At 66.2% G+C, this 25231-nt stretch carries 19 protein-coding genes and 2 pseudogenes; 12 read left to right on the top strand and 9 right to left on the bottom strand.

The window, feature by feature from the left end:
* Positions 1–80: 80 nt before the first annotated feature.
* Positions 81–689: an isochorismatase family protein gene (locus JOF29_RS35165; protein ID WP_245359759.1), complete on the top strand. Its 609-nt coding sequence runs from the start codon at positions 81–83 to the stop codon at positions 687–689.
* 98 nt (positions 690–787) lie between these two features.
* Here the strand turns inward: JOF29_RS35165 and JOF29_RS45715 are convergent, their stop codons facing one another.
* A complete protein-coding gene (locus tag JOF29_RS45715; protein ID WP_209698666.1) occupies positions 788–2737 on the bottom strand; it encodes an alkaline phosphatase D family protein in 1950 nt (649 codons plus the stop codon).
* A gap of 347 nt (positions 2738–3084) precedes the next feature.
* On the opposite strand from JOF29_RS45715, the gene JOF29_RS35155 reads away from it, so the two are divergent.
* On the top strand, positions 3085–4617 hold the full coding sequence (locus tag JOF29_RS35155) for a right-handed parallel beta-helix repeat-containing protein (RefSeq protein ID WP_209698665.1): 1533 nt from the start codon (positions 3085–3087) through the stop codon (positions 4615–4617).
* A 513-nt stretch (positions 4618–5130) separates the two neighbouring features.
* Positions 5131–5844, top strand: a complete 714-nt coding sequence (locus JOF29_RS35150; RefSeq protein WP_209698664.1) for a hypothetical protein — start codon at positions 5131–5133, stop codon at positions 5842–5844.
* A gap of 41 nt (positions 5845–5885) precedes the next feature.
* On the opposite strand, the gene JOF29_RS35145 is transcribed toward JOF29_RS35150, so the two are convergent.
* Positions 5886–6575: an alpha/beta fold hydrolase gene (locus JOF29_RS35145; RefSeq protein WP_209698663.1), complete on the bottom strand. Its 690-nt coding sequence runs from the start codon at positions 6573–6575 to the stop codon at positions 5886–5888.
* Positions 6576–6600: 25 nt separating this feature from the next.
* Positions 6601–7521 (bottom strand): class I SAM-dependent methyltransferase, encoded by a 921-nt coding sequence (locus JOF29_RS35140; RefSeq protein ID WP_209698662.1) that lies wholly within the window; start codon positions 7519–7521, stop codon positions 6601–6603.
* 113 nt (positions 7522–7634) lie between these two features.
* Here JOF29_RS35140 and JOF29_RS44935 point away from each other — a divergent pair, with 113 nt between their 5' ends.
* Complete coding sequence (locus JOF29_RS44935) at positions 7635–8105, top strand: sulfatase-like hydrolase/transferase (RefSeq protein ID WP_209698661.1); 471 nt, start codon at positions 7635–7637, stop codon at positions 8103–8105.
* A gap of 1 nt (position 8106) precedes the next feature.
* Positions 8107–9603, top strand: a pseudogene (locus tag JOF29_RS35130) (sulfatase-like hydrolase/transferase); the annotation flags it as partial.
* A gap of 32 nt (positions 9604–9635) precedes the next feature.
* Here JOF29_RS35130 and JOF29_RS44020 read toward each other — a convergent pair.
* The 5 genes and pseudogenes from JOF29_RS44020 to JOF29_RS35115 all read right to left on the bottom strand — a co-directional run bounded on the left by JOF29_RS44020 (position 9636) and on the right by JOF29_RS35115 (position 14326).
* Positions 9636–11138 (bottom strand): sulfatase family protein, encoded by a 1503-nt coding sequence (locus tag JOF29_RS44020; protein WP_307863851.1) that lies wholly within the window; start codon positions 11136–11138, stop codon positions 9636–9638.
* On the bottom strand, positions 11135–11590 hold the full coding sequence (locus tag JOF29_RS44015) for a hypothetical protein (RefSeq protein WP_245359757.1): 456 nt from the start codon (positions 11588–11590) through the stop codon (positions 11135–11137). Before JOF29_RS44015 ends, JOF29_RS44020 begins: the two co-directional genes overlap by 4 nt.
* Positions 11568–12200: pseudogene (locus JOF29_RS46195) on the bottom strand (ROK family protein); the annotation flags it as partial. The gene JOF29_RS44015 and the pseudogene JOF29_RS46195, both read right to left, overlap by 23 nt.
* A 237-nt stretch (positions 12201–12437) precedes the next feature.
* Positions 12438–13244, bottom strand: a complete 807-nt coding sequence (locus tag JOF29_RS35120; protein WP_307863850.1) for a carbohydrate ABC transporter permease — start codon at positions 13242–13244, stop codon at positions 12438–12440.
* A gap of 74 nt (positions 13245–13318) precedes the next feature.
* The gene (locus JOF29_RS35115; protein WP_209698658.1) at positions 13319–14326 is read right to left on the bottom strand and encodes a carbohydrate ABC transporter permease; all 1008 of its coding nucleotides are present in this window, start codon (positions 14324–14326) and stop codon (positions 13319–13321) included.
* Between the two features lie 554 nt (positions 14327–14880).
* Here JOF29_RS35115 and JOF29_RS35110 point away from each other — a divergent pair.
* Genes JOF29_RS35110 through JOF29_RS35095 form a run of 4 tightly spaced genes read left to right on the top strand, consistent with a single transcriptional unit; the run spans position 14881 to position 19008 of the window.
* Positions 14881–15999, top strand: a complete 1119-nt coding sequence (locus JOF29_RS35110; RefSeq protein WP_209698657.1) for an ABC transporter substrate-binding protein — start codon at positions 14881–14883, stop codon at positions 15997–15999.
* Entirely contained in the window at positions 16000–16623 is a 624-nt protein-coding gene (locus JOF29_RS44930; RefSeq protein WP_209698656.1) for a sulfatase-like hydrolase/transferase, read from the top strand.
* Positions 16517–17473 carry a sulfatase-like hydrolase/transferase gene (locus tag JOF29_RS44005; RefSeq protein ID WP_281067459.1) on the top strand — a complete coding sequence of 319 codons (957 nt, stop codon included), beginning with the start codon at positions 16517–16519 and terminating at the stop codon, positions 17471–17473. Before JOF29_RS44930 ends, JOF29_RS44005 begins: the two co-directional genes overlap by 107 nt.
* Positions 17473–19008: a sulfatase family protein gene (locus JOF29_RS35095; RefSeq protein ID WP_344748383.1), complete on the top strand. Its 1536-nt coding sequence runs from the start codon at positions 17473–17475 to the stop codon at positions 19006–19008. The genes JOF29_RS44005 and JOF29_RS35095 overlap by 1 nt, the downstream gene beginning before the upstream one ends.
* Before the next feature lie 724 nt (positions 19009–19732).
* On the opposite strand, the gene JOF29_RS44925 is transcribed toward JOF29_RS35095, so the two are convergent.
* Positions 19733–19858 carry a hypothetical protein gene (locus JOF29_RS44925; RefSeq protein ID WP_281067458.1) on the bottom strand — a complete coding sequence of 42 codons (126 nt, stop codon included), beginning with the start codon at positions 19856–19858 and terminating at the stop codon, positions 19733–19735.
* 1195 nt (positions 19859–21053) lie between these two features.
* Here JOF29_RS44925 and JOF29_RS35090 point away from each other — a divergent pair.
* From JOF29_RS35090 to JOF29_RS45710, 3 genes are read left to right on the top strand one after another with little or no spacing between them, the layout of a single operon-like run.
* The gene (locus tag JOF29_RS35090; RefSeq protein ID WP_209698653.1) at positions 21054–22889 is read left to right on the top strand and encodes an ABC transporter ATP-binding protein; all 1836 of its coding nucleotides are present in this window, start codon (positions 21054–21056) and stop codon (positions 22887–22889) included.
* Entirely contained in the window at positions 22886–23134 is a 249-nt protein-coding gene (locus JOF29_RS35085) for a hypothetical protein (protein ID WP_209698652.1), read from the top strand. The genes JOF29_RS35090 and JOF29_RS35085 overlap by 4 nt, the downstream gene beginning before the upstream one ends.
* Positions 23115–24689, top strand: coding sequence for an ABC transporter ATP-binding protein (locus JOF29_RS45710; RefSeq protein ID WP_209698651.1), 1575 nt, complete (start codon positions 23115–23117; stop codon positions 24687–24689). The genes JOF29_RS35085 and JOF29_RS45710 overlap by 20 nt, the downstream gene beginning before the upstream one ends.
* Positions 24690–25231 lie beyond the last annotated feature (542 nt).

Below are 25231 nucleotides of genomic sequence, written 5' to 3'. Positions count from 1 at the left end.
AGCAATCACTCACCTCCTGTGACACCTCGATTCGAAGCCAACACCAAGCAGGCGTACGCCCCTTCAGACAGGAGAGACCCATGTTCCACGACGTACTGACCACCGAGAATGCAGCCGTTTTGCTGGTCGATCACCAGATCGGCCTGTTCACCGGCGTCCGCGACCTACCGGTCGCCGAACTCAAACACAACGTGGCAGCCCTGGCCAGCGCCGCCCAGCTGCTCAAGCTGCCCTTGATCGTCACCACCACACAATCAGAAGGCATGTGGGGACCGCTGGTGCCCGAACTCGCCTCGGTACTACCGGACGACCTGGAGGTCATCGACCGCAACACGGTCAACGCCTGGCACGACCCCCGAGTCCGACAAGCCGTCAAAGCAACGGGGCGGCGCAAGCTCATTGTCGCCGGGGTCTCAGTGGAGGTCTGTGCAGCCCTGCCTGCCATCGCAGCCACCGCGGACGGCTACGCGACGTACGTCGCCGTCGACGCCTCGGGAACCTTCTCGTCCACCAAGCACGAGACCGCCCTGCTCCGCCTACACCAAGCCGGAGTCGTTGCGAGCGACTACGCGAGCCTGGTCGTCGAGATCCTGGCAGACAACTCCGACCGACTCGCCGGCGATGTCTACCAGGCACTCGACATGCCTTTCGCAACCTTGGTCGGCCAACTGCAGGCCGCTCACACCTGATCAAGTAGCACGCTCCTCATCGACGGTCCCGGGGTGCCACTAACGTCATGGCCCCCGGGTCGGTCGGCCTGCAGGTCCAAGCCGCGGGTGGGGCGCTACTAATAGCCCATCTCTGCGGCGGTGCGTCGCACCTCGAAGATGCGGCGGCCGTCGCGGTTGATCCAGGTGGCGGTCAGTGTGGCCGGGGTGACCGTCGTGTCGGCGACGAGTTTCAGGAACACGTACGGCTCGACCGCGCTGTGGACCAGGGCCGGGTTCGGCACGTTCAGGCTCGGGATCGTGCTGCCGTGCATCGGGCTGACGATGTACTGCCACAGGTCGTACCCCACGCGGGGCCCGTAGTTCAGCGCCCGCGACACGTGGATGTCGCCGCTGAGCAGGAAGCAGCCAGGGATCTTCTCCGTCTTGATGAAGTCGAAGATCGCTTCCCGCTCGTAGGAGTACGTCGCCCAGTCGTCCTTCTCGGCGTTCTCCTTGTCGTCCCAGATCATGCCGGTGGTGATGGCTTTGAAGGTCGCCGCACTGCGACGCACCTGCTCCTGGAACCACTGCCACTGGATCCCGCCGAGACACGTCGTCTGCGTCGGGTCGGCCCAGCTGGGCTCGGTCCGGCTGAACCAGCGCGGATCCAGCAGGAACACCTCGATCGGACCCCGCCGGAACGAGGTGTAGACCCCCAGCCCTTCCTGGCGGTCCGTCAACTGCTCCCCCGCCGAGTTGTGCCCGAACGTCGCGTTCGCCCGGTAGTCGACGAAAGCCCGCCGGGTGTTCTTCTTCCCCGGAAAGTCACCGGCCTGGTCGTTGCCACCGAAGTCGTGGTCGTCCCAGGTCGCCCAGATCGGCCGGGACCGGATCAGCTCGGCCAGCTGGGGAACCTTCAGGAAGGCGCGCTGTTTGCCGCGGGCAACTTCCAGGTCGCCCGAGTCGACGTACGGCGTGTCGCCCATCATGACGAAGCTGTCGCAACCCTCGTCGGCGATCCTGGTCCAGATCGTGTTGGCGCCGGAGGGGGCACAGGACCCGAGACCCATCGTGACCACGGCGGGGCGGCCGGATCGTGGTCCGGTGGTGAATGATCCGGTCAGCGGCGCGAAGTCGCCGTCGAACCGTTTCGGCGTGATCGCGTAGGTGTAGGTGCCGGCCGCACTCAGCCCGCGGACGTCGAACAGCGCGGTGTTGTCGTTGAACGCGGACAACTCGGTGCTCGCGACCGTGACCACACCAGATCCCTTGCGGACGGTGCATTGCCAGCGCGTCAGGGTCTGGTGGTCGGCACCTGGGCGGAACCAGATCCTCGCCCGCTCGGTGTCGACATGACCGACGAGCGGGCCGGTCGCCGGCTCCGTCGGAATCGGGGTCGGCACCACCTTCGGAGCCGTGCCCGCACGGACCATCGAGGTGTACCGGGCGACGGCTGTGAAGAATGCGACACTGTCGGCGATCGCCGCGTCGGGCTGGATCGGCGTCTGACCCGATGCGTCGTACACCTTGTCGAGGGTCAGACTGCTGACCAGGAACCGGCCGCGGCCGTACGCGCCTTCGAGCAGGCACGGTGGAAGACCGGTTGGGGCCGTCGCCATCAGCACGCACATCGACAGCCCGGACGCCAACGTCTCCCAGCTGACGCGGATCGCCGTACTGCGACCTGTGAACAACCTCCCGTCGACAGTCCGCAGACCGGCGACGAGCGGGTGCTCAGCGTCGATCGGGTACACCGTGTCGTGATCAGGGTCCGCCCGCCGCGCGCTCAGGCCCTCAGGCAGATACGCGACGCTTGCACCGAGCTGGTCCGACTGGGCCAGATCGAGAACGACGCCGCCGCGGGCGACGAAGTCCTGGATCGACTGCGCCTCCTCGGCGACATAGGCGGGGTAGGCGGCATCGTTGTTGGTGAAGCTGCCGAACGCGATCAGATCGACCCGTTGCCCGTCGATCAGCTGACCACTCGCAGGCTTGCTGACATCGAGGGTCATCACCTCGACGCCGGCCTGGGTCAGTAATGCCGCGAGCCCCTTGCCGTGGGTCCATTGGTCGACGTACTCGAGCACGGCCGCCCGGATCGGTCCGGTGGCTCGTGGCCTGTCGGCCGCGGAGGGCCGGCGTGGCCGCGAGCGACACGGCCGCCGCGACACCACCTCCGAGAAGCGACCGTCGCGCCAGACCTTCGCGCGTCTCCGCGGGTAGCTGATCGTTCATGAACATCCTTCCGGGTCGCTGTGGCGGGCGGTGCGAATCCGAGAAACCAGGAACGAGCGCCAAACTCCCACGACGAGGACCGTCGGCGTACCGGCATCTTGGTTATCGCGGCGATAACCAAGAAGACCGTCACGAGCCCTTGACCAGCCCTCCATCGAGATGCGTGTTTATGCGCGTAGTCAGCGGGAATACGTCACCTATGATCACTTCCCGTACGTCAGTGCTCCGGGTCGCGGTTGGGCTTACTGCCGGACTGCTGACCGCACTGCTCCCACTCTCTTCGGCCGACGCGGCTGGTACGGCGACCCTTCATGTCGACTGCGCTGCCTCCGTTCCGGGCGACGGTTCGGTCGGTCGGCCGTTCAACTCGCTCGCCGCGGTGAACGCGACTCGACTGCAGCCCGGCCAGTCGCTGCTGTTCCGACGCGGCTCGCGCTGCGTCGGGACCCTGGCGCCTTCCGGACAAGGCCTGGCCGGCGCGCCGATCCGGATCGGCGCGTACGGATCCGGTTCACGACCGACGATCGACGGAGCGGGTGCGCCGGACGCCGTCCTGCTGCGCAACACGGAATGGATCGAGGTCCGCGACCTCGAGGTCACCAACGCCGCGGCCCCCGGCACCAACCGGCGCGGCGTCCACGTTGAACTGGAGAACTACGGCCAGGGCCGCCACTACGTCCTGCAGAACCTCGACGTCCACGACATCTGGGGCGACGACACCAAAAGCACCTCGGGCAGCGACGGCATCTTGTTCTCGGTCATCGGTGACCAGCGACCCAGCAACTTCGACGACATCAAGGTGATCGGCAACACGGTGTCCGGGGTCAATCGCGGCGGTATCCGGTTGGTCGTCTCGCAATGGGAGCAGCGCGCCGAGGTCGGCGGCGCTGCGCCTTACACCAAACCGTGGACCGCGAACACGAACATCGTCGTCAGCGGCAACGACGTACGCGACATCGGCGGCGACGGCATCGTCGTACTGACCGCCCGCGACGCTCTGGTCGCGAACAATCGCATCGATGGATTCCAGCGGCGATCTGCCGGATACAACGCCGGCCTGTGGCCGTGGAACTCCGACGGTACGACGTTCCGTCACAACGAAGTGTCCGGCGGCGAGACGACCCGCGACGGAATGGCGTTCGACGTCGATCAAGGCACCGACGGTACGACGTTCGAGTACAACTACAGCCACGACAACGCGGGCGGATTCCTCCTGCTGTGCAACGCGTCGGGCCGCGTGGCCAACGCGGTCGTCCGCTACAACGTAAGCCAGAACGACTCGTTCCGTGGTGTCGAGATGTGCTCCGGGCCGCTCGAGAGCGCACACGTCCACAACAACACGATCTTTGTCGGATCCGGACGCTCGATGACCGTGATCAATGAGACCACCACAGCACCGCACCAGGTCCGCTTCGACAACAACATCGTCCTCAAACAAGGAACCGGGACGGCCACGATGCGGCTCCAACCTGGCACCGCGGTCCGTACGTCGTACAACCTCCTCACCGGCGTCGGCGGTACCTTCGACAACCCGGGCGGCTCCACCGCCGATCCGCGCCTCGTCGCTCCCGGAACAGCAACCAGCATCCACGACCTCGCCGGTTACCACCTCGGCCCCGATTCACCCGCTCGCTCGGCAGGACTCGTCATCCCCGGCAACAGCCCGTACGACATCTTCGGCCGCCGAGTGCCGACCGAACAACCGCCTTCGATCGGCGCCGCCGAGAGGTGAGCCGAACCTCCAGCTCGTGCTCTCGGTCGCTACGAACGGCAGCTCCGGTCGCAGTACGTACGGCGGCTCGAAGGCACCGGAACGTGGCGAAGCCGACGTCACCTACGATGCCGATTCCGAGGTGGACCTCGGCGTCCGGAGCCGGCTTTGCGGCGCGGGACCGGACCAGAGGTGCTTGCGGCGACGAGCTCTGCGCCTGGAGCAACACATGCCCGGCGGCGATCCCCTCGATGCGGAGGCGTCAAGAAGCTTGCCGCCGGCAACCTGGTGCACTTCAGGATCCCGAGATGACAGCTGCTCGTCGACGACTCCCGACGACCGTCACCGGCAAGATCAGCACGGCCGAAATGCGCGAGAGGATCTTGGAGCTCGGCGAAGCTGAGCCGCGACCGCGTTCAGGGCAAGGGTTTCTCGCCGCGGCAGCATGCCGAGCCGTCGTCCTGGTGACCGGATATCGTGACGGTGATCGATGCGTTCCTAGTCGGACCGCCTGTTCAACACAGAGGAAATATCATGGATGGTGACACCTCGGAGCTCGAGGGACTCGTCGATGTTGCTCGGGCACACCGTGAGCATGAGCGTTTCCACTCGCTGTTCAAGCTGGAGGAGGCTGTTGCGTGGCGCCGGGATGCGAATGCGCTGAAGTTGCTGTCCGACCGATGGTCCGTCACGGATGAGGACGGTCCCCGGTTGGCGGATCCCGACCAAGGTGCCGTCGGGTGCGCCGACCTCAACGACCCAGCGGTGGTCGCGACGACGGGAATCCTGTTCATGGAGGGTGCATCCGAGCCGGCCGAGCTGACCGCGATGCGGGCCGGCTGGGAAACGGCCTCGATGCGATACGGGAAGCTGTCAGTCTGGCTGGCCGAACACATGAGTGCGGAGTGGCCGCGGCTCACTCAGCTGCTAACGCCGGACCTGGCCGAAGCAGCCCGCCCACGATTCATGGCGCTGAGCCGCACCACGGCGGCGGGACATTCGTACAGCCTGGTAGCGAATCTCCTGACCACCGCGGCCCAGGCGCTCACCAACCAGGACCTGACCCCCGCCGGCGTGCGGAGCAACCGCGACGCCGCGGCGCAGATGGTCCGAACAGCCGCCTGGCTGGTGGACACGGCAGCCGCAGAGATCGCCAGAACCGGCGCCTCGCTGACTCTTTCGGATCCGGACTGGACCGAGTTCATCCGGATCGCTGAACGGAAGATCGAGAACGATGGCACCGAATGAATGTCCTGGCTGTCGGTGCCCCAGTCTCGTCGTTCTGAGGTTCACACGTCGCTGGTGTACATGTGCGACGACAAGAGCATGTCGCTGAGCCCTTCCGGATCGGTCAGCATCACGTCGTGGGGGCCGCTCAGCGGGAGGGTCCGGTACCCGAGCGCCTCGCCGAACTGCTCGAAGGGGTACGTCTGCGGCCGACAGTAGATGGCCGTCCCAGGAATCCGGTCGACCGCTCCCGTCAGGATCGTTGGCTCGGTGAAGGTGCGCAGCGCCTGAGGGACCAGCCGTTCACCGAGCCAGCGAGCCATGTCACTGTCCACGATGCCAAATGCGGCGGGCGGCGGAGCTGGGATCTGCCGCCCGTCACCTGAGCTCTTGGCGGCGTGGCGGATCGCCTCGACGAAAGGCTCCGGCGCCAGGCTGAACAGGCTCGCACCGCCGGCTCCCGCCCATCCGTCCACAAGAACGACGTGATCGACCGTGTCAGATCGCACATCCGCGGCTTCTCGTACCACCAGTCCCGCGTAGCTGTGCCCGACCAGCACGACATTCTCCTCGGTGGGAATCGTGTCGAGTGCGGCCACGACCACGGCCGCGTCGTCATGAAGCCCGCGGTCTCCCCCGGCGCCGATATCGGGTGTGAGCGTGCGCGCACCCGTGGCCTGCAGTAGCGGGATGACGCGATCCCAGGCCCACGGGCCATGCCATGCTCCGTGGACAAGGACGAAGGTGGTCATCGACGATTCTCCTCACATCGTGGCATCAGAACTCGTATCGCAGCAGACGGGTGGTGTACGTCGCGTTGCGCGACAGGCGAATCGCGGCACACATCAGTCGACAAGGCAGAGAGGTCTCGGCCAGCAGCGGATTCCGGAACTGACTTGCTTCCTCAACGAGCCTCAAGCGACCCTCGAGCCGCTCGACGTCAGCCGCTTCGTCGATCGTCCATCCGAAGGTGATCCCGTACTTCGCGAAGACGGGCTCGCGCTTCTTCAGGATCATCGGCCCGTACGCGTTGAACAGGACCTCGCCGCGAGGAAAATGGTCGGCGACCAGGCGAAGGAGACCCCGAGCCTCCTCCTCGGACAGAAACCCGAACAAGCCGTCGGCCACGACTGCCACCGGCCTGTCTCGCGGAAGGGTTTCGACCCAACTGGGGCCGACGACTGACGCGGCGATCCGGGAATGACCGGGGCGCTCGGGCAGCAGCCTGCGGGCGAGCTCGGTGACGTCGGGAAGATCGATGTCGTACCAGTGGTGGGTGTCCGCAGGATCGATACGGAAAACACGGCTGTCCAGGCCCGCCCCCAGATCAACGACGATCGCATCCGGGTGACCGGCCAGGAACTGCCTGATCCAGTCGTCCATCACGCGGGTCCGGAGGGCCGTCAGCGAGTATCCGCCGAACGGCGCCATCCGGACGAACTGGCCGAAGTCGAAGTCGATCGCCGGCACCAGTTGATCCGGCCATCGGTCGTCGAGCAACGGCGTACGCCGTTGATTGTCCTGCCAGCGTTGATACAGCGTGAGGAGCGACGTCACCTGTACTCCGGTGAGGTCGGGCCTGATCGCGACCATCGTTCTCCGGTTCCTGTCATGGGGCCGCGAGCCATCAAGGCGACCCTGCTCGTACGGGCACTGCCCTACACGTTCACGACGGATACTATACGACTGTGTAGCCACGGACAGTCCTCAAGGTCACGCCCGTCGGCGTTGCGGCGCGGTGAGAGATGCGCTTTTATCGTAGCCATGGCACTAATTGCGGATCCGATACAGCGACGGTCCGGGGACCGGCAATGACGAGGACACGACGCCGCCCTCCCAACATCGTCGTAGTGCTGTGTGACGACCTCGGCTACGGCGACCTCGGCGTCCTGTTCCAGAACAGCGCGCGGCGGAACGGGGATCGCTCGCCCACTCTGCACACTCCTAGGCTCGACAAGATGGCGGCGGATGGAGTGGTGCTCACCGGCATGTACTGCCCAGCGCCGGTCTGTGCCCCGTCCAGGGCTTCCCTGCTTACCGGGACCACGCAGGGGCACTGCGATCTGCGTGACAACGCGTTCGACCGCCAGTTGCAGGACGGGCCCAATCTCGCCTCGATGCTCAAGGAGGCTGGTTACGCGACCGCCGCCGTGGGGAAATGGGGACTGCAAGGTCAGGACCCCCTCGAGCAGGAGCAGACGCCGCGGGGCCTGGCCCGGATACCCGACCCGTCGCGGGTTCGACGAGTTCTTCGGCTACGTCCGGCACGGGGATGGCCATGAGCACTATCCGGTGGAAGGCCTCTACCGTGGCCCGAAAGAGGTCTGGCACAACGACGACGAGGTTTCGGCCGATCTCGCGGGTTGCTACACCACCGATCTGTTCACGGCGTTCGCCAAACAGTGGATCGGACAGCAGGTACGGGCGGATGCGGAACAGCCCTTCTTCCTCTATCTCGCGTACGACACCCCCCACGCAGTCCTCGAACTGCCCACGGGTCCCTACCCGGCCGGCTCAGGTCTGGCGGGGGGTCTCCAATGGACGGGGCGTCCTGGTGCCATGATCAACACAGCCGCCGGTCTGCCGGATTCCTTCGTACACCCTGACTACAGGCACGCGACCTTCGGCGATCCCGAGGCAGAACAACAGTGGCCCGACGTGTACAAGCGGTACGCCACGGCCGTTCGACGGATCGATGACTGCGTCGGCGACCTGCTGGCCCTGCTCGCCGACGTCGGTGTCGACGAGGAGACGTTGGTGATCTTCACCTCCGACAATGGTCCGAGCATCGAGAGCTATCTGGACGAACCGATACGCGCCGACTTCTTCCGGTCGTTCGGGCCGTTCGACGGCATCAAGCGCGACTGCTGGGAAGGTGGCGTTCGTGTCGGCGCCCTCGTCCGGGCTCCCGGACTGATACCCGGTGGCCGCATCGACGCCGAACCAGCGCAGTTCCATGACCTCCTCGCCACCTTCGCCGACCTGGCCGACATCGCCGCGCCCGCCAGAAGTGACGGAGTGTCGCTCGCTCCCACCCTTCTCGGAAGCGGCTCGCGTTCGCCATCGACGCTCTACGTCGAGTACGCCGTGGACGGCCGGACGCCCGCCTATGCCGCCTTCGCTCCCGCGCACCGAGGACGACAGCGCGGACAGATGCAGCTCGTCAGGATGGGTGACCACGTCGGGGTCCGGTACGACGTCGCAGCGGCGGACGACCGCTTCGAGGTGTACGACGTGGCGCGTGATCCGAAGCAGGAGCACGATCTGGCGGACACCAGGCCTGACCTGCACGACATGCTCGCCGCGCAGGCGTCGCGGGTACGCCGGGCCCACCCCGAGTTTCCCCGCCCCTACGACGGCGAAGCCATGCAGGCACTGCCGGCGACCGATGCCGAGGCCGCGGCAACCGAGAAGGTGGCTGTAGTGGTGACGGAGCAGCTGATCAGCAGGGACCCCGTGCTCAGCGAGTTGCCGTGGACGCCAACTCTGGCAGCTACTCGCTCGTCATCGCTGCCACGACGCGAATCAGTGAATGTCGGCGAGCCGGTCACCCCCGACGTGACGGCCCAGGAGTGGACGGGCGAACTGGTGGTGCCGGCGGCAGGGCTCTACGACTTCGATTTGGTCGGGATCCACCATGCGGTGCTGCGGGTCCACGACGCCGTGATCGTCGACGAGGGCTCGCGTGGGTCCGTCCGCCTAGCCGCCGGGCAACATCCGTTTCGGCTCTCGTTCCGGGGCGCGGTCGTGCCTCGCCTGATGGTTCGGCACCGGAGCTGAGCCGACTCGGTTCCCGCCGGACAACCGTGACGTCACGCGTGTGACACGCGGACCTGATCGCTTGCCTCTCGCCGTAGCTCGGCATTGAGGAACCGGGCCGACAGCTCCGCCCGCAGGACGTCGTACGTCGACTCGAGCGCGATGTTGTGGAGCTCCTCCGGGTCTTCGACGAGGTCGAAGATCTCGACGTGGTCCTCGTCGCGGTAGACGGTGATCTTGTACCGGTCCTCGACGTACGTCCTGATGTGGACCTTCGTGGGCTGGAAGCGGTTCTCCACGATCGCGTGGGTGCGAGCGGGCGGAGCACCACTCCAACTGCTCAGCTGGTCGATGCCTTGCATTGCTCCAGGTACGGGCAGTCCGATCGCGGACAGGATGGTCGGGGCCAGGTCGATCAGTGATGTGATGGCTTGGGTGTGGGTGCCAGCGGGGAGCAGGCCCGGGAGGCGGGCGAGGAAGGGAACCCTGATCAGGTCCTCGTAGTGGAACGGGCCTTTGGCCGTCAGCCCATGAGCGCCGAGGAAGTGACCATGATCGGTGGTGAACAGGACAAGGGTGTCCTCGGTCAGCCCGAGCGTGTCGAGCCGGTCCAGAATCCGCCCGACCTGTGCGTCGACGAAGCTGATCATGCCGTAGTAGACCGCGATGTTCTTCCGCATCGTGTCGTCATCGACGACCTGACGGTGGAAGCCGTGGGTGGCGTACGGCGTCTCGGACCAGCGACTGAAGTCGGGCTCGGCCTGCTGGGTCTGGGCGAACCATGGGTGCATCCGGTCGAGCTCACCGGGCACCAGCCGGCCAGGCTCGCAGTCGGCCGGGTCGTACATGGACGCCCAGGGCTCGGGGACGAGATAGGGTGGGTGCGGGTCGTGGAAGCTCGCCCAGGTGAAGAACGGGGTGTTGCCGACGGCTGCCGCGTCGATCGCGGCGATGGTGCGCTCGCCGGTCCAGGTCGTGTAATGCAGTTCTGCCGGAAGATCCCACTGGTGCTTGCGGCCGCCGCTGCCGTCCGGACGACGGAAGTAGCTGCGCCAGTCCTTCAGGCCGTTCTGCTCCATCCACAACGCGTAATGCGCCCCGACCCATTGCTCGTCGGCGTGGTTGCGGGTGATCTCGAAGTGCTGGAATCCGTAGTGCGGCCCGTGGAAGCCACGCCAGAGGCTCGCGTCCCAGAAGTGGTCGGGAGTCTCGATCGAGGTCTGGCCCGGGATCGACCTGAGTGGCTGCAGATGAGCCTTGCCGATCAGCGACGTCGCATAACCCGCGTCGGTCAGTAGACCCGCTACGGTGGTCGCCTCCTCATCGAGCTTGGTGCCCAATGTCCATGCGCCATGGGTGGACGGGTACTGGCCGGTCAAGATGGAGGCTCGGGACGGCGTACACAGTGGGTTGGCGCAGTAGGCGCGATCCAGCGTCACCCCGCCGGCAGCAATGCGGTCGAGATTCGGGGTCTGCAGCAGTGGCGTGCGGGATCCAATGGCGCGCCAGTGATGCTGGTCGGTGGTGATCAGCAGGACGTTCGTCGGCCGCGTCACGTGAGCAGACTCCTGTCGTAGCGGGTCGGTCGGCAGAGGAAGTCGTCGAGAACGAGAGCGGCCGACGCTGCGTCCCAGATCGACGCCGGGGAGTCGCGGTGCAGTACCCGGCCCTGTCGGCCGTCGAGGGTCGCGGCACACCTCGCGTCGATGATCGACAGACAGTTTCTGACGTCGTCGTCGGTGCCGAGGTACCCGAAGATCACCGTCGTGTCCGGATCCACGAGTTCGATCGTCGTCGCGATCGCTTCGCCGAGCCAGCCGGCGCGGCGACGCCGCAGCGCCGCGAGAGCAGGCGTGTCGACGTACCCCTCGCCGACCCTGGACTGCCACCGGACCGATGGGTCGAGCAGGCCCCCGCGCGACGGCGTGATCGTAGAGGGCCCGATTGCTGGCCGTGACGCCGAGACAGTCGGTGCGCCCGCACCAGCAGCGAAGACCGAGACCGTCACGAACCGGAAGATGGCGAATGTCGCCCGCGGACGCCCCCGGCCCGCGCAGCAGGCGGCGGTCGACGATCAGGGCTGCGGCCACGACGCCGGCGACGAAGATCGTGACGGTCGTCTTGCCGACCGGATCGTCCGCGTCCCAGAGCTGCCGTACCGCCAGCGCGCGCACCGAGGAGTCAATCAGCACCGGGACGTCGAAGTCAGCGAACGGACCGGCCAGATCGACGTCGTGCCAGCCCAGCTGCGGCGACTCTATGAGCGTGCCACGCTCGAAGTCGACGGTGCCGCCGACGCTCAGGCCGACGCCCAGGACCTGCGGTGACGGGGCCAGTCGACCGAGCCGGACATCGATCAGATGCTGGGTGAGGCGCGCCGCTCCGCGCAGGACTGCCGAGGCCGATCGGCCGCGATGCGCCGCCCTCGCGGTCGCCAGCGGTCGTTGCCGCAGGTCGTAGGCCGTGACGGTGGTCGCGTTCTCCCGAACGTGGACGCCGAGCACGGCACGGGTTCCGGCGCTGAAGGTCAGCGGCCGCTCAGGTCGGCCGGCTCCCGCCCGGGCGACGGTGCCGTTGTCGAGTGGCTCCTCGTCCGTCAGCAAGCCGCTCTCGGTCATCATCGTCGTCAACTTGGTGACTGTAGTGGTGCTCAGACCCGTTTCCCTGGCGAGCGTCTTGCGGCCAGTCGGACCGGACATCAGCAGGTGCTGCAACAAGGCTCCAGCCGACTGGTCTCGGGTCGCCCTCATCAGCGGTGTCACTGTCTGCGCCGGCACTGCACAATCGTAGCCGCCCACGAATTCGGCTCTCTGCCGCTGCACTGTGCTCCGTCCGGAGGCAAGTAAGGTCATCGGTCAGCCTTTCATTGCGCCCGCGACGCTCTCCACGAAATAGCGCTGCAGGACGAGGAATACGACGACGATCGGAATCAGTGCGATGGCCGATGCGGCCGCCATCGCGCCGAAGTCGGTCTGGTGCTCGCCCTGGAACGAATAGATCCCGACCGCGAGAGTGCGCAGGTCGGGCCGCGACAAGGTGAGGACGAGCGGGAGCAGGAAGCTGTTCCAGCTCGCCATGAACTGCAGGATGATCGCCGTGGCCGTAACGGGTTTCGCGAGCGGGAGGTAGATCCGGGCGAAGATGCGCAGGAAGCCGGCCCCGTCGACTCGTGCGACCTCCTCGAGCTCGCCCGGGAGTTGCCGGAAGAAACCCGCGAAGAGGAGCACGGCGACGACGTGGGCGCCACCGGCTTCGGCGAGCGTGATGCCCCACAACGAGTTGTCCAAGTGCAACGTGTGGATCAGGTCGAAGCTCGGGATGATCGTGTAGCCCTCGGGCATGAACACCGATACCGCGAACAAGGCGATCACCACCTTCTTGCCCGGAAAGGCGTATCGCCCGAGCACGTAGCCGATCAGCGCAGTGACGGTGACGGAGATGACGATGGAGAAGAACGTGATGAAGACCGTGTTCAGGAAGTAGCGTCCCATCCAGCCGTCGGTCCACGCCCGGACGTAGTTGTCGAGCCGGACGACCGAAGGAAAGGGGTTCAGACCGTCGAACACCTCGGCTGGGCTCTTGACAGAGGCACTGAGATTCCACAGGAACGGGTAGATCCAGACGGCGCAGATCAGCAGCAGGACTCCGGTGATCAGTGTCACCCGGCCAGCCTCGAACGCCCGTCGCCGCCGGCGCAATGCCGATCTCGTGTCTGCGGTGGTTGGCGGGGTTCCGGTCATGCCGCACGTCCTTTGCCGAGCTGTCCGCGGAGGTCGTTGACGCGTTTCACCGCGTAGAGCTGGAAGACCGCGATCACGAGAGTGACAACGCCGAAGAAGCACCCGGCGGCCGATGCGTAGCCGAGCCGGGGCTGGCCGCCGGTCTCACCGGCGGCGAACGCGGTCTGGTAGATGTACACCTCGATCACCTGGGTGCTGAAGAACGGACCGCCGGCCGTCATCGACTGCACGAGGGCGAAGGCGTGCAGGTTCTCCTTAGCGGTCAGGACAATGATCACCAGGGCGAAAGGCAGCAACAGCGGCACGGTGATGTGACGCAGTACCGCGATCCGGCTCGCTCCGTCGACCCTGGCGGCGTCGTACAGCTCCGCCGGGACCGTCTGGAGTGCGGCAAGCCAGTAGATCATCGTCATGCCGAAGTTCTTCCAGATCTGGACGCCGACCACGCTCCAGATCGCCGTCCTCGGATCGGCCAGGAACTCGATCGGGCTGTCGGTGAGGTGCAGGGCCATCAGCAAGGTGTTCACCGGGCCTTGGTAGGAACCCAGCACGAAACTCATGACCACTCCGACGACGGCTGCGGTCGTGATCACCGGGAGGAAGAAGAACGTCCGGATCGCTGGCCGGCACCTGACGATTTGGCTGTTCAGGGCGATGGCGACCAGCAGCGAAAGAACGACTCTGATCGGTGTGCCGACCACCATGAAGATCATCGATCGGCCGAAGGCCTGCCAGAACATGCTGTCGCCGATCAGCTCGCGGTAGTTCGCCAGTCCGATGAAGGTCCCGTGGGCGGTGAAGCCGTTCCAGTCCATGAACGAGATCACCCACGACATCACCATCGGGTAGAAGGTGAAGAGGGCGCCGAGTACCGCGGCGGGGAGCATGAAGACGTAGCACCAGAACCAGATGCCGCGTCGTTGCTGCTGCTTCGGCCGCGGTCGCGGCGCGGTGGCAGCAGCCGGTTGGCGCCCGGTTCCCCGGGAGGCGGTGATGCTGGCCATGTGGCCTCCTCTTCGCGGCCCACTCTTCGAATCTATTAATCAAGGCCTTGTGAATAACATCGCGCTTACCCTACGGTCTTCGGGAGAGCCGTGCCAGAGTGAGGAGCTCCTCGACATGAACCAGATCGAATTCGAACAGGGGTTGAGAATCGGCCGCCGGCGGCTGCTCGGGGGCGTCGGCTTGGGGTTGGCGGCTGCCGCAGCGCTCAGCGGGTGCAAGGTCCAGGTCAGCTCTGGCCGTGGATCAGCGGCCGACCCCGGTGGTATCTCGATCCCCGACCCGATCCAGCCGTTGCCGTCTGGCGACGTGTCGATCCGGTGGATGAGCGGCGGCCCCAGCGCCAAGTCGCCCTTGTTCAAGGCGCTGTTCTCGGCGTACCACAAGGCGCATCCGAACATCACCGTGGAGTACGACGAGCTGCCCAACGCCAAGATCGCCGAGGTCTTGCCTCTACAGCTCCGGAGCCGGAACACCGCCGACGTCTTCCACGTGATCAACATTCCGCTGCCGGCATTGATCGCCTCCGGCCGGCTGGCGCCGGATCGACGACATCGTGCCCGACTTCGAGGCGTGGAAGAACGCCATGCCCTTCGGGGTCAACGTCGCGGGAAGGAATATGTTCGACGGCAAGATGTACTCGATGGTGTCCGGGGGTGGCCGCTCGCTGGATCCGCTGTTGCTGTTCAACAAGCGCCAGCTCGGCGACGCCGGCCTCGACCCGGTGGGCTCGCCCTTCACCCGCGACGCGTTCCGCGCGGCGGCGACACGACTGACCACGCAGGGCGCGGGAAAGTACTTCGGATTCCTGCACGGCGGGATCGACGGCAGTTTCGGCGGCCTGGTCGAGGCGCTGTCCGAGCTCGAGCACGGCACACCTGGCTTCGACTACCGGACGGGCCGCTACGACTTTGCCTCCGATCTGAAGGTCGACATCATCGAGATGTTCCAGGCGATGGTCAAGGAGAAGGTCCTGTTCCCAGGGTGGGGTTCGGTGGGAACCGACGATGCCAGCCGCAAACAGTTCCCGCTGGGACAGGTCAGCATGATGCTGACCGGGGCCTACCAGATCTCCAACTACAAGCAGAACTTCCCTCGGTTCGAGTACGGCGTCGCGGCCCCACCCGCCCCGCAGAACCACGGCCACATCGGAACCAGCCGCGGCGGAACGATGTACAGCGTCGCGCTCGATGCACCCGATGACCACAAGGCCGTCGCCGGCGATCTCCTGCATTTCCTGGGCACCCCGGAAGGGCAGGGCGCCTGGGCCCGGTACTGCGGCTCCGCCAACGCGGGCTGGTCGGAGACGGCGGTCGCGAATCTCAGGAAGTCCGCGACGATCGACCCGCACGACAAGGTCAGCTTCGATCTCGCGGACGAATTCTGCCGGATGCTGCCCGACCCGCTGCTGGTCAACGCGGCCAACCAGAAGGTCGCACTGGTGCAGAAGCCGGCCTCGCCGACATTCGGAGAGATCGTGCAGGGATACCTCCTCGGCCAGGTCGACAACCTGCCCAAGGCGCTTCAAGAAACCAACGACCGCTACGAGCGTTCGCTGGACGACGCGATCGCCAAGGTGCGCAAGCAAGGAGCCGTCGTGTCCCGGGCCGACCGCGTCTTCGGCAACTGGGATCCCATCAAGGACTACGGCGACGCAGACTACAAGGAGCGCTGAGTGACCTCGCCGAACGTCGTGGTCATCGTCGTCGACGACCTCGGCTGGCGGGACCTCGGCTGCACCGGCTCCGACTTCTACCAGACGCCCCAGATCGACGCACTCGCGGCGGCGGGAGTGACATTCACCCAGGCGTACTCGGCCGCACCGAACTGCTCCCCTTCTCGTGCCAGCCTGCTGACCGGGCGCGCCCCGGCGCGGATCGGCCTGACCCAGATCGTCGGTGGACACGGCGTCGGACGGCTCGCGGACGTGCCGTCGTTCGGGCAGCTGCCCAGGAACGAGTACACCTACGCGCGCGCGTTCCGGGCCGCCGGCTACCGGACCTGGCACGTCGGGAAGTGGCACCTCGGTCCCGAGCACTCGTGGCCGCAGCGGCACGGTTTCGACGTCAACGTGGGTGGTTGCGATTGGGGCAGCCCGCGGACCTACCTGAGCCCGTACGGGTGTCCGACGCTCGACGACGGCCCCAGCCGGCGAGTACCTCACCGATCGACTGACCACCGAGGCCATCGCGTTGATCGACAAGGCTTCAGCCGAACGGGCTTCCGGCGCGGACTCACGTCCGTTCCTGCTGAACCTGTGGCACTACGCGGTGCACACACCGCTGCAGGCTCCCAGTGATCTCGTGGCCGCACAGACGGCGCGCGCCGAGACGCTGGGGCGCGGCGCTGATCGCGACATCGAGATCGGCGAACCCCTGCCCTACTGGAACACCACCGGTGCTCGGGTCCGGCGGCGACGCCTGCAGGGCAACCCGACGTACGCGGCCATGATCAGCAACTTGGACACCAATGTCGGACGGGTGGCCGACGCGCTGCGTCGGAACGCGATCCTCGACGACACCGTGGTCGTCTTCACCTCCGACAACGGTGGACTGCACTCGAACAGCGCCCCGACAAGCAACGAGCCGTTGTCGGAGGGCAAAGGCTGGCTCGAAGAGGGCGGCCTTCGGGTCCCGATGATCATCAAGCCGGCATGCCTCCGGGACCGGGATGCAGTCCAGGGCGGCACGACGGTCCACACCCCCGTCAGTGGGCTGGACCTCTTTCCGACGCTGCTCGAGCTCTCCGGGCTCAGTCAACTGCCGGAAAGACATCTCGACGGGCGAAGTCTCGCAGGTCTGATGACGCACCCGGGTCCAGATATCGACGAGCTCTCCCGGCGCGCACTGTTCTGGCACTTCCCGCACTACAACTACGGCGGCGCCAGTCCCTGCTCCGCCGTACGACGGGGGCGCTGGAAGCTCATGAGACGCTACGAGACAGCAACCGAGTCCCTCTTCGAGCTGACGAGCGACCCCGGCGAGACGCTGAACCTCGCCGCGACCGAAGTCAGCCACCGGGCCGACCTTGGCCGGCTCCTCGACGATTGGCTTCGGGATGTCCATGCACTTGTCCCCCGCCCCAATCCCAGCCGTCAGTTCGACGAGTACGACGTCGGCTCGGACGGGACGACCTACGAAAGGCCATAATGCCGTCCCGCCCGAACATCGTGATTTTCATGACCGACCAGCAGCGAGGCGTGACCGTCAGCGGCAGTCATCCGCTGCGTGCGTTGACACCGCGGCTCGACGCGTTCGCCAATGACACGACCACATTCTGCCGAGGGTTCACCCCTTCGCCGCATTGCTGCCCGGCCCGCGCGAGCTTCTTCACCGGGCTCTACCCTTCGGAACACGGTGTGTGGAACAACGTCAACGTGCCGAACGCACTGAGCCGAGGGCCACGTGAGGGCGTTCCGTTCTGGTCGACCGATCTCGCTCAGGCCGGTTACCGGCTTGGCTTCACGGGTAAGTGGCACGTGGCGAACCGTCAGGGTCCGTCGGCGTACGGCTGGGAAGAGCTGAACGCGGCACCACCGTTCCCGGTCGAGCCGCAGTCGGACGATCGACAGCGCGCCGAGGCGATCGCAAGTCAGCGCGAGATCCTGGTCCGGAGCAGCCCGAGTGTCATTGACGGCGAACGCCGCGACGGACAGATCCTCCGTCCGGGCTGGCCTGCCTGGTCCCTGTACGGGACCCGCGAGAACCCCTTCGGTGACGACGATGTCGTTGACCGGGGGGTGAAATACATCCGCTCCGCCCCCGACGACGAACCGTTCGCCCTGTACGTCGGGACCCTCGGTCCGCACGATCCCTATGTGCCGCCGCAGAGGTTCCTCGACCTCTACGACCCCACCGAGATCGAGTTGCCCCCGACCTTCGTCGACGACATGGCCGACAAGCCGGCCATGTACCGTCGAGCGCGCGATCGTTTCGACCAGCTCACCGAGCGCGAGCACCGCGCTGCACTGCACCACTACCTCGCGTTCTGCAGCTACGAGGACGAGCTCTTCGGACGTCTCCTCGACGCACTGGTCGAGACCGGCCACTACGACAACACGATCGTGCTCTACGTGTCCGATCATGGCGACTACACCGGGGAGCACGGCCTTTGGGCAAAGGGCCTGCCGAGCTTCTTACCGGCCTACCAGGTGCCGATGCTGATCAAGGACGCGGACCGCGGCCCGGGCCAGCCGCGCCAGGTACGCGTGTTCGAACGTCCGACCACACTGGTTGACCTCGGCCCGACTCTTCTCGATCTCTGCGGGGTAGCTGCGACCTCGCCGATGTCGGGTCAGTCGGTCGCCGCCGATCTCAGGTCACCGGATGCCCCGGCGACACGCGATCTGGTTTTCCAGTCCAACGGCAACGAGGTCTACGGCATCCAGCGGATCGTGCTGACCGACCGGTGGAAGCTGGTCGTCAACTTGTTCGACGATGACGAACTGTATGACCGAGAAACCGATCCCGGTGAGATGGTGAACCTGATCGCCCGTCCAGCCGGGCAGCGAAGGACGCTGGGACGGCGCGCGGACGACACCGTTCCGGAGCCGTTCCGCCCGGTCGTCCACGATCTCTACGGCCGTCTCTGGCGCTTCGTCCTCGCTCACGACGACGAGATCCTGAACCCCTACATTCTCACGGCGCTGGCGACCTACGGCCCCCTTGACCAGCTGAGACAATAGGCCCGAGTCGTCGGTCGGAGTTCCAGCCGCTCTCGTTCGTCGGAGTTCCGCCAGGTACCCCCCTTCGGCCTCGCGCGCGCAGCCGGGCGTGAGCCCGGGCGACGTCGTGGGGGGCGGCGCCTGGACATCTGTCGCCCGGCTATTGGATTCTTGTGTATATGACATCTCAAGGCCCGGCGCCGACGGCGGTCTGAGAACTGGTCGATCTACCGCACCCCCGGCGCAGCACATCGGCAACTTGGACTCTTCTGCCTCGGCGCCGGCGAGGTGCGGAATCAGCCCCAGCCGAGCCCTGAACGCGCTCTCGGCTGTCACGCGGCCGTGCTGCTCAGGGCGGGACACGGCGCGCTCCTGCACGGCCCGAGCCGCCGGATCACACAGGTCCAGGCCCCCGCCGCGCTCTGGCTGTTCCCGGGCGTTCTGCACGGTTATCGTCCGGCGGGAACAACTTCGACTCGGTGCCGCTGTTCTGCAACAAGGCGATCTTCGACAAGGCCGGCCAACAGTAATCGACGGACAACTGGACCCGGGACGAGATCCTCCGCACCGCGGCCACGATCAGCGCCCAGGTCAAGACGCACGGCATCCACGGGTTCACCCCGGCAATGGGCGATCGCAATCACCTACTAGAACTGGTTCCCGGTGGCCGACGACGACGTGCTCAGCAACGGCGCTGCACCGAAGATCCAGCAGCTGACCGACATCGCCGGGATCGACTGGTTCATCAACGGCGATGCACGACGACGCGGGTCGCGTCGCACAACCGCTCCGACCTGTCCGGGGCGAAGCTGGCCAAGGACTTCCAGATCGTCCGGCTGTCCACGCAGAAGACGAACCGGTGGGTCGTCACCGCAAGACGACGGTCGTCTCCTCGCGATCGAAGAACAAGGAAGCTGTTCGCGCGGTGCGAGATGGATCGCCGGCCAGAGTCCGCCAACTCGAGGCACCCAATCTCGCACCGCTGTGGCAGGGCAAGGCTTCCGCCGACCAGGTGGGCAACCAGCGCTGCTGCGATGAGGACGCCCTGCCGAAGGAATGCAATGGCCCAGTTCCCTCGACCCACAATCGCGGACGACATCGTCGGAGTCGGAGGCGCCGAGATCTCCGGGCCCGCGCCGGAACCGGTACGACGGTCTGACGCCGTGGCTGTTGTCGTGCCGACCCTGCTGAGCATCGGACCAATCTACGTCTGTTGGCACCGCCAACGCACCCGGCTGTTCTCGGACCCCGACCTCTTTATCGCCCGGACCGCCTGCACAACTTTTTCCGGGTGCCGTCCTTCCTCCCGTCGTCGCACGAAGAATCTGAGGAGCGGGACATCGAAGAGATCCGGATTCCGTGGGTGCGTCCATTTCGGGTCAGCGATCTCGACGAGGCACATCTCGGTAGGAATTGGTCGGCGAGGGGCGCCTATCACCTTGATAGTCCAGTCCGATTTGCTGCACGATCCCGTCGAGTGTCGGGACAGCCTCGGCGGCCCGCCGAATATTGCTAGGGCTGGCTCGTTGAACCGCGGACACCTGCGCTGCATCACCGTGACAACGACTGCCATTAGTTCATTTGCAGCAGACGCAGAGGTTGGCCTTCAGGGGCATGCTTCCGACCAACGTCGAGCACCACAAGCCCGGAACGGGGCGGTCGTCGCCGAGATCCTCGAGACAGTCAAAACGGTCGCCGTCACCTGCGCCCGTCGGCACCTTCGCCGCGGCCGCCTGGGCACAATCCGGACCGCCAGGACTGCAGCACCAACAGACTCATTCAGGACGTCGGCCGAGGCGCCTGCGGAGCCAGAAGCCCCAGCAGCCAACGCCTCCGAGTCCAGCATGCGTGCGCCGGCCGCCAGGCCGGAGCACAGCCAACCACGGGACGACGCCGACTCACTGCAAAGAGCCGGATTAATGGCCTCATTGGCGATGAAGGATATTAATCACCAGGCTCTCGGCGTCATTTCAGGCGCCGTCAAATGGACTTTCGGGTATTTCTCCTTGCGCGAATGTGGTCGTGTCTGCAATAGTCGCCGTCGGTCTAGTCGAGGGGGTCGCCCAGTGGCGTCATTGAAGAAGCGGATTCTACTGATGCTCATTCTTCGGCAGGCCGGGATCGGTCTGGCGGTGACAGTCGCCGCAGTGGAGACAGTGGCCGCACTGGTTCCCGCAGGCACCGCGCTCGCCACCGGGTTCCTGGTAGGCAGGCTGATGAACGGACCGCAAGAGGCCATTGTCGACAGCGCATTGCTGCCTGTTGTGCTCCTTGGGGGCGCCTTCCTCCTCGGCCGGATCACCCAGGAGTTGGCCGGCCCGCTGACGTACCTGGCTCTGCAGCGCATCGACGGTCAACACCGGGCCGCTGTGGTCCGCCTGGTCTCCCGTGCCGCAACGATCGATGCGTTGGAACGTCCGCGTACGCGCCAGTTGCTGCGACTCGCGCGCGGAGAGCGGGAGTTCTGGGGTGAACGGACTCCGGGCGAAGGGGCCCTGGCTCAGCTCGCGCTGGCGGTGCGCTACGTCGGCCTGCTGGCTTCGTGCCTGGTGCTCGCCGCCTATGCGTGGTGGCTCGTTGCCCTTGTGCTGCTTCCCGCCCTCTTCTGCCGATGGATGTGGCGCCGGGAATTCGCCGCCGCACTCTCGCTTGACCGCTCCGGTCTGATGGACGAGATCCATGCCCGGCACTGGACTCAGCTCGCGACGGAGTGGACCGAGGGCAAGGAGGTCCGGACGTTCGGCCTCGCCGACTGGGCGACGGCCAAGTCCCGGCACCACACGCTGGCGCAATGCGCACCGACCTGGGCGGCAGCCGAGCGTAGCGCGAAACGGCAGTGGCTGGTGGCTGTTGTCGTCGGGCCGCCGTTGCTCGCGGCGTACTTCTTGGTCATGTGGGACACCGTGTACGGTCCGGGCACCGTCGCCGTCGAGACGGCCGTCCTTGCCGCAGCGTGGTCGGTGCTCGGCGCCCTCAGCTACACGGACGCCGTCGACATCGACGGAGCGTTGCCGGGCCTGACAGCAATGGACGAACTGGAACGGGATCTCGGTGAGAGCGAGAAGGATGCAGTGCGGGCTGCCGCAGCGACGATCCCCGAAGGTCGCGTCGTCATTCGTTTCGAAGACGTATCGTTCCGCTATCCAGGGACGGACCGGCCCGTCCTCACCCATCTGAACCTGACCCTGCATCCCGGCGAACTGCTTGCCGTGGTGGGGCTCAACGGCGCCGGCAAGTCCACATTGATCAAACTTCTCGGGGGCCTGTACGTCCCGACGTCGGGCCGCATCACTGCCAACGGTGTAGACATCGCCGACCTCGAGGCCGCACAGTGGCGACGGCGTCTCGCGATCGTGTTCCAGGACTTCGTCCGCTACCCGCTGTCCGTCTCGGAGAACATCGCGCTGGGCCGTGCGAGTGTCCCGGCCGAACACAGCCGTGTCGTCGAGGCAGCCGAGGACGCGGGGTTCGCCGGACTGGTTGCCCAGCTTCCTGGGGGCTGGGATACGCCACTGTCGCGCTCGCGCACCGGAGGGGTTGATCTGTCCGGCGGGCAATGGCAGCAAGTCGTGCTGGCACGGGCCTTGTATGCCGTCCGCAGCGGCGTGGATGTGCTCGTCCTGGACGAGCCGACCGCGCACCTGGACGTCCGCACCGAGTTCGACGTGTTCCATCGGATCGTTGACCGCCGGCGGGATGCCGGCATTGTCTTGATCTCTCACCGGTTGTCCACCGTCCGCGACGCCGACCGCATCGTCCTGCTCGACGGCGGACGGATCACGGAGAGCGGCACGCACGACGAACTCATGACACAGCGCGGCACCTACGCACGCCTGTTCACGATTCAAGCTGAGCGCTTCCGCTCCGGTGACAACGACAGGATCGAGGACGAAGCCCGATGAACAGTGCTCGCTACCTTCGCTTCTGGTGGGACATCTTGCGCGTGACCAGCGAGCGCACCCCGGTGCTGATGACCGTGAACCTCGCCGTCGAGGTGGTAACCCTGCTGGCCGGGGTGGGAATGGCGCTGGCCCTGCGCGCTGCCGCCAACGGGGGCCGCGTACGGCGACAGCACCGAGGCGCTGATCGGAGCCTGCGGAGCGGCACTGGCAGCCACGGCGACGTTGGTGACCGCACGCCTACGTGACCTGATCGGCAACTTCCTGGTGGTCGAGAAGATCGGTCCGGCCTGGCTGGCGAGCCGAATCACCCACGAGGTCGCGACGCTCGAAGGCACCGAGCACATGGAGCGCGGAGACTACCTGGACCGCATCGGCCTGCTGCGGACCTCCTCGTGGGAACTCGTGGCCGGCATGTGGACCGCCATCCGCACGCTCTTCTCGGCCGTACAACTCCTGCTCGTGCTGCTCCTGCTCGGTAGCGTGTCGCCCTGGCTGCTGTGTCTGTTCGCGTTGGCGGCGGTGCCGCTGTGGTGCGACTCCCGTGCGCGAAGGCTGCACCATCAGGCCCAGACTGCAACCGCCGAGAAGTTCCGCCTCCAGCGACGCCTGTTCGAACTTTCCACCGACGTTGCCGCGAGCAAGGAGATCCGCATCAGCGGTGCCACCGAGCGACTCCTCGAGCACCAGAACCACGCATGGAACGTCATGGTGCGGCAACGCTTCCGCGCTCGGCTGCATGCCTTCCTGTGGAGGCTGGTGGGATGGGCAGCCTTCACCGCCGGGTTCACCGCCACGCTCGCCTTCGTGGTCATGCATACGACCTCGGGCCGCTCGGTGGGAGACGTGGTGATGACCGTGACCCTCGCCGCGTCGCTGCAGCAGACAGTCCAGGCCGCGGTCAGCCAGCTCACCGGCACGATGAGCGCCGGCGTCGTCATCGAGCCGTATCTCTGGCTACGATCCTATGCGGAAACCGACCGTGCGCGTGCCAACGGAACCCTCCCCCCACCGCCCGCGTTGCGCGACGGTATCGAGTTCAAGGGTGTGTGCCACACCTACCCAGGCACGCTGCACCCGGCGCTGCAGGACGTGAGTGTCACCCTGCCGGCGGGTTCAGTAGTTGCGGTCGTCGGGGAATACGGTTCGGGGAAGTCCACACTCATCAAGCTGCTGGGCAAGTTCTACCAACCGGACAGTGGCAGCATTCTGGTCGACGGCACTGACTTGGCCGCCCTGCACACCGACGATTGGCGCGCGCGAACGAGCGCCGCATACCAGGACTTCGGCCGTTACCCGCAGACCACGTTCGCCGAGGCCGTCGGACTCGGCGACCTGCAGCACATCTCCAACTCCGCGCGCATCGCCGACGCCGTCAGGCAGGCAGATGCCGACGGGATTGTGGACAGTCTGCCGAACGGTCTCGACACCAGCCTCGGCCGGGCCTTCGGCGGCGTCGACCTCTCCGAGGGTCAATGGCAGAAGACCGCCCTCGCGCGTGCCTCCATGCGCCAAGCTCCCCTGCTCTTCGTCCTGGACGAGCCGACAGCTTCCCTGGACGCGCCCAGCGAACACACCATCTTCGAGCGCTACATGAAACGGGCCCGGTCGCTCGCCCGCAGCACCGGAGCCATCACCGTCATCGTGTCGCACAGATTCTCCACCGTCGCCGGTTCCGACCTCATCCTCGTCCTCGACAAGGGCACCCTGGTCGAGCACGGCACACATCAGGACCTGCTGAACGCTGATGGCCGCTACGCCGAGCTTTACAGAATACAGACCGCGGCGTACACCCTCGACTGACGCTTTTCCCTTTCACCCGCCGCTGAGGGTCTGGGGGACATGGCGATGTGCGGCATGGTGGTGTGCGTGGCGCAGCCACCGCGTCATCACGCCGGGTTTGTGGAATCCAGCTGATGTGACGGAGGTCGCCGGCGACAGCCTGGATGGCCGGCAGTGGCAGTCGATGTTCAACGCGTTGATGGGCAGGATCGCGCCCCGGTCCGCGCGAATCGAACCGCAGCGCTGACCTGCTCGACATCGGCGACGCCCGACGTTGGTGAAGACGTCGACTCGCTCGACCCGATACCCACCGACCGTCGCGCTCCCGAGCACCTTCGACAAGGTCTTCGCTGCCAGGTAAGGAAGGTCCGCTCAAGATTGCCGGTCTGGGCGGAGGCCATCGCCACCGCCCTCGCCCGGATCGCCCGGCCGCGCCGTCCTGGGCCACGGCGAACGCATCGCCGAACAACGGCAGCCCGTCCTGGAACGCCGCAGCCCCTATGCCGAGAGCCGTGGGGCCGGAATCCTGCGTGTACAGGTCTGGCGCAAGCTGCGGTCCCTCG

This window comes from Kribbella aluminosa (assembly GCF_017876295.1).
In the GTDB taxonomy this organism is placed as follows: Bacteria; Actinomycetota; Actinomycetes; order Propionibacteriales; family Kribbellaceae; genus Kribbella; species Kribbella aluminosa.
Note: the sequence above shows the minus strand (reverse complement) of the source record. Positions and strands in the feature narration are given on the sequence as shown.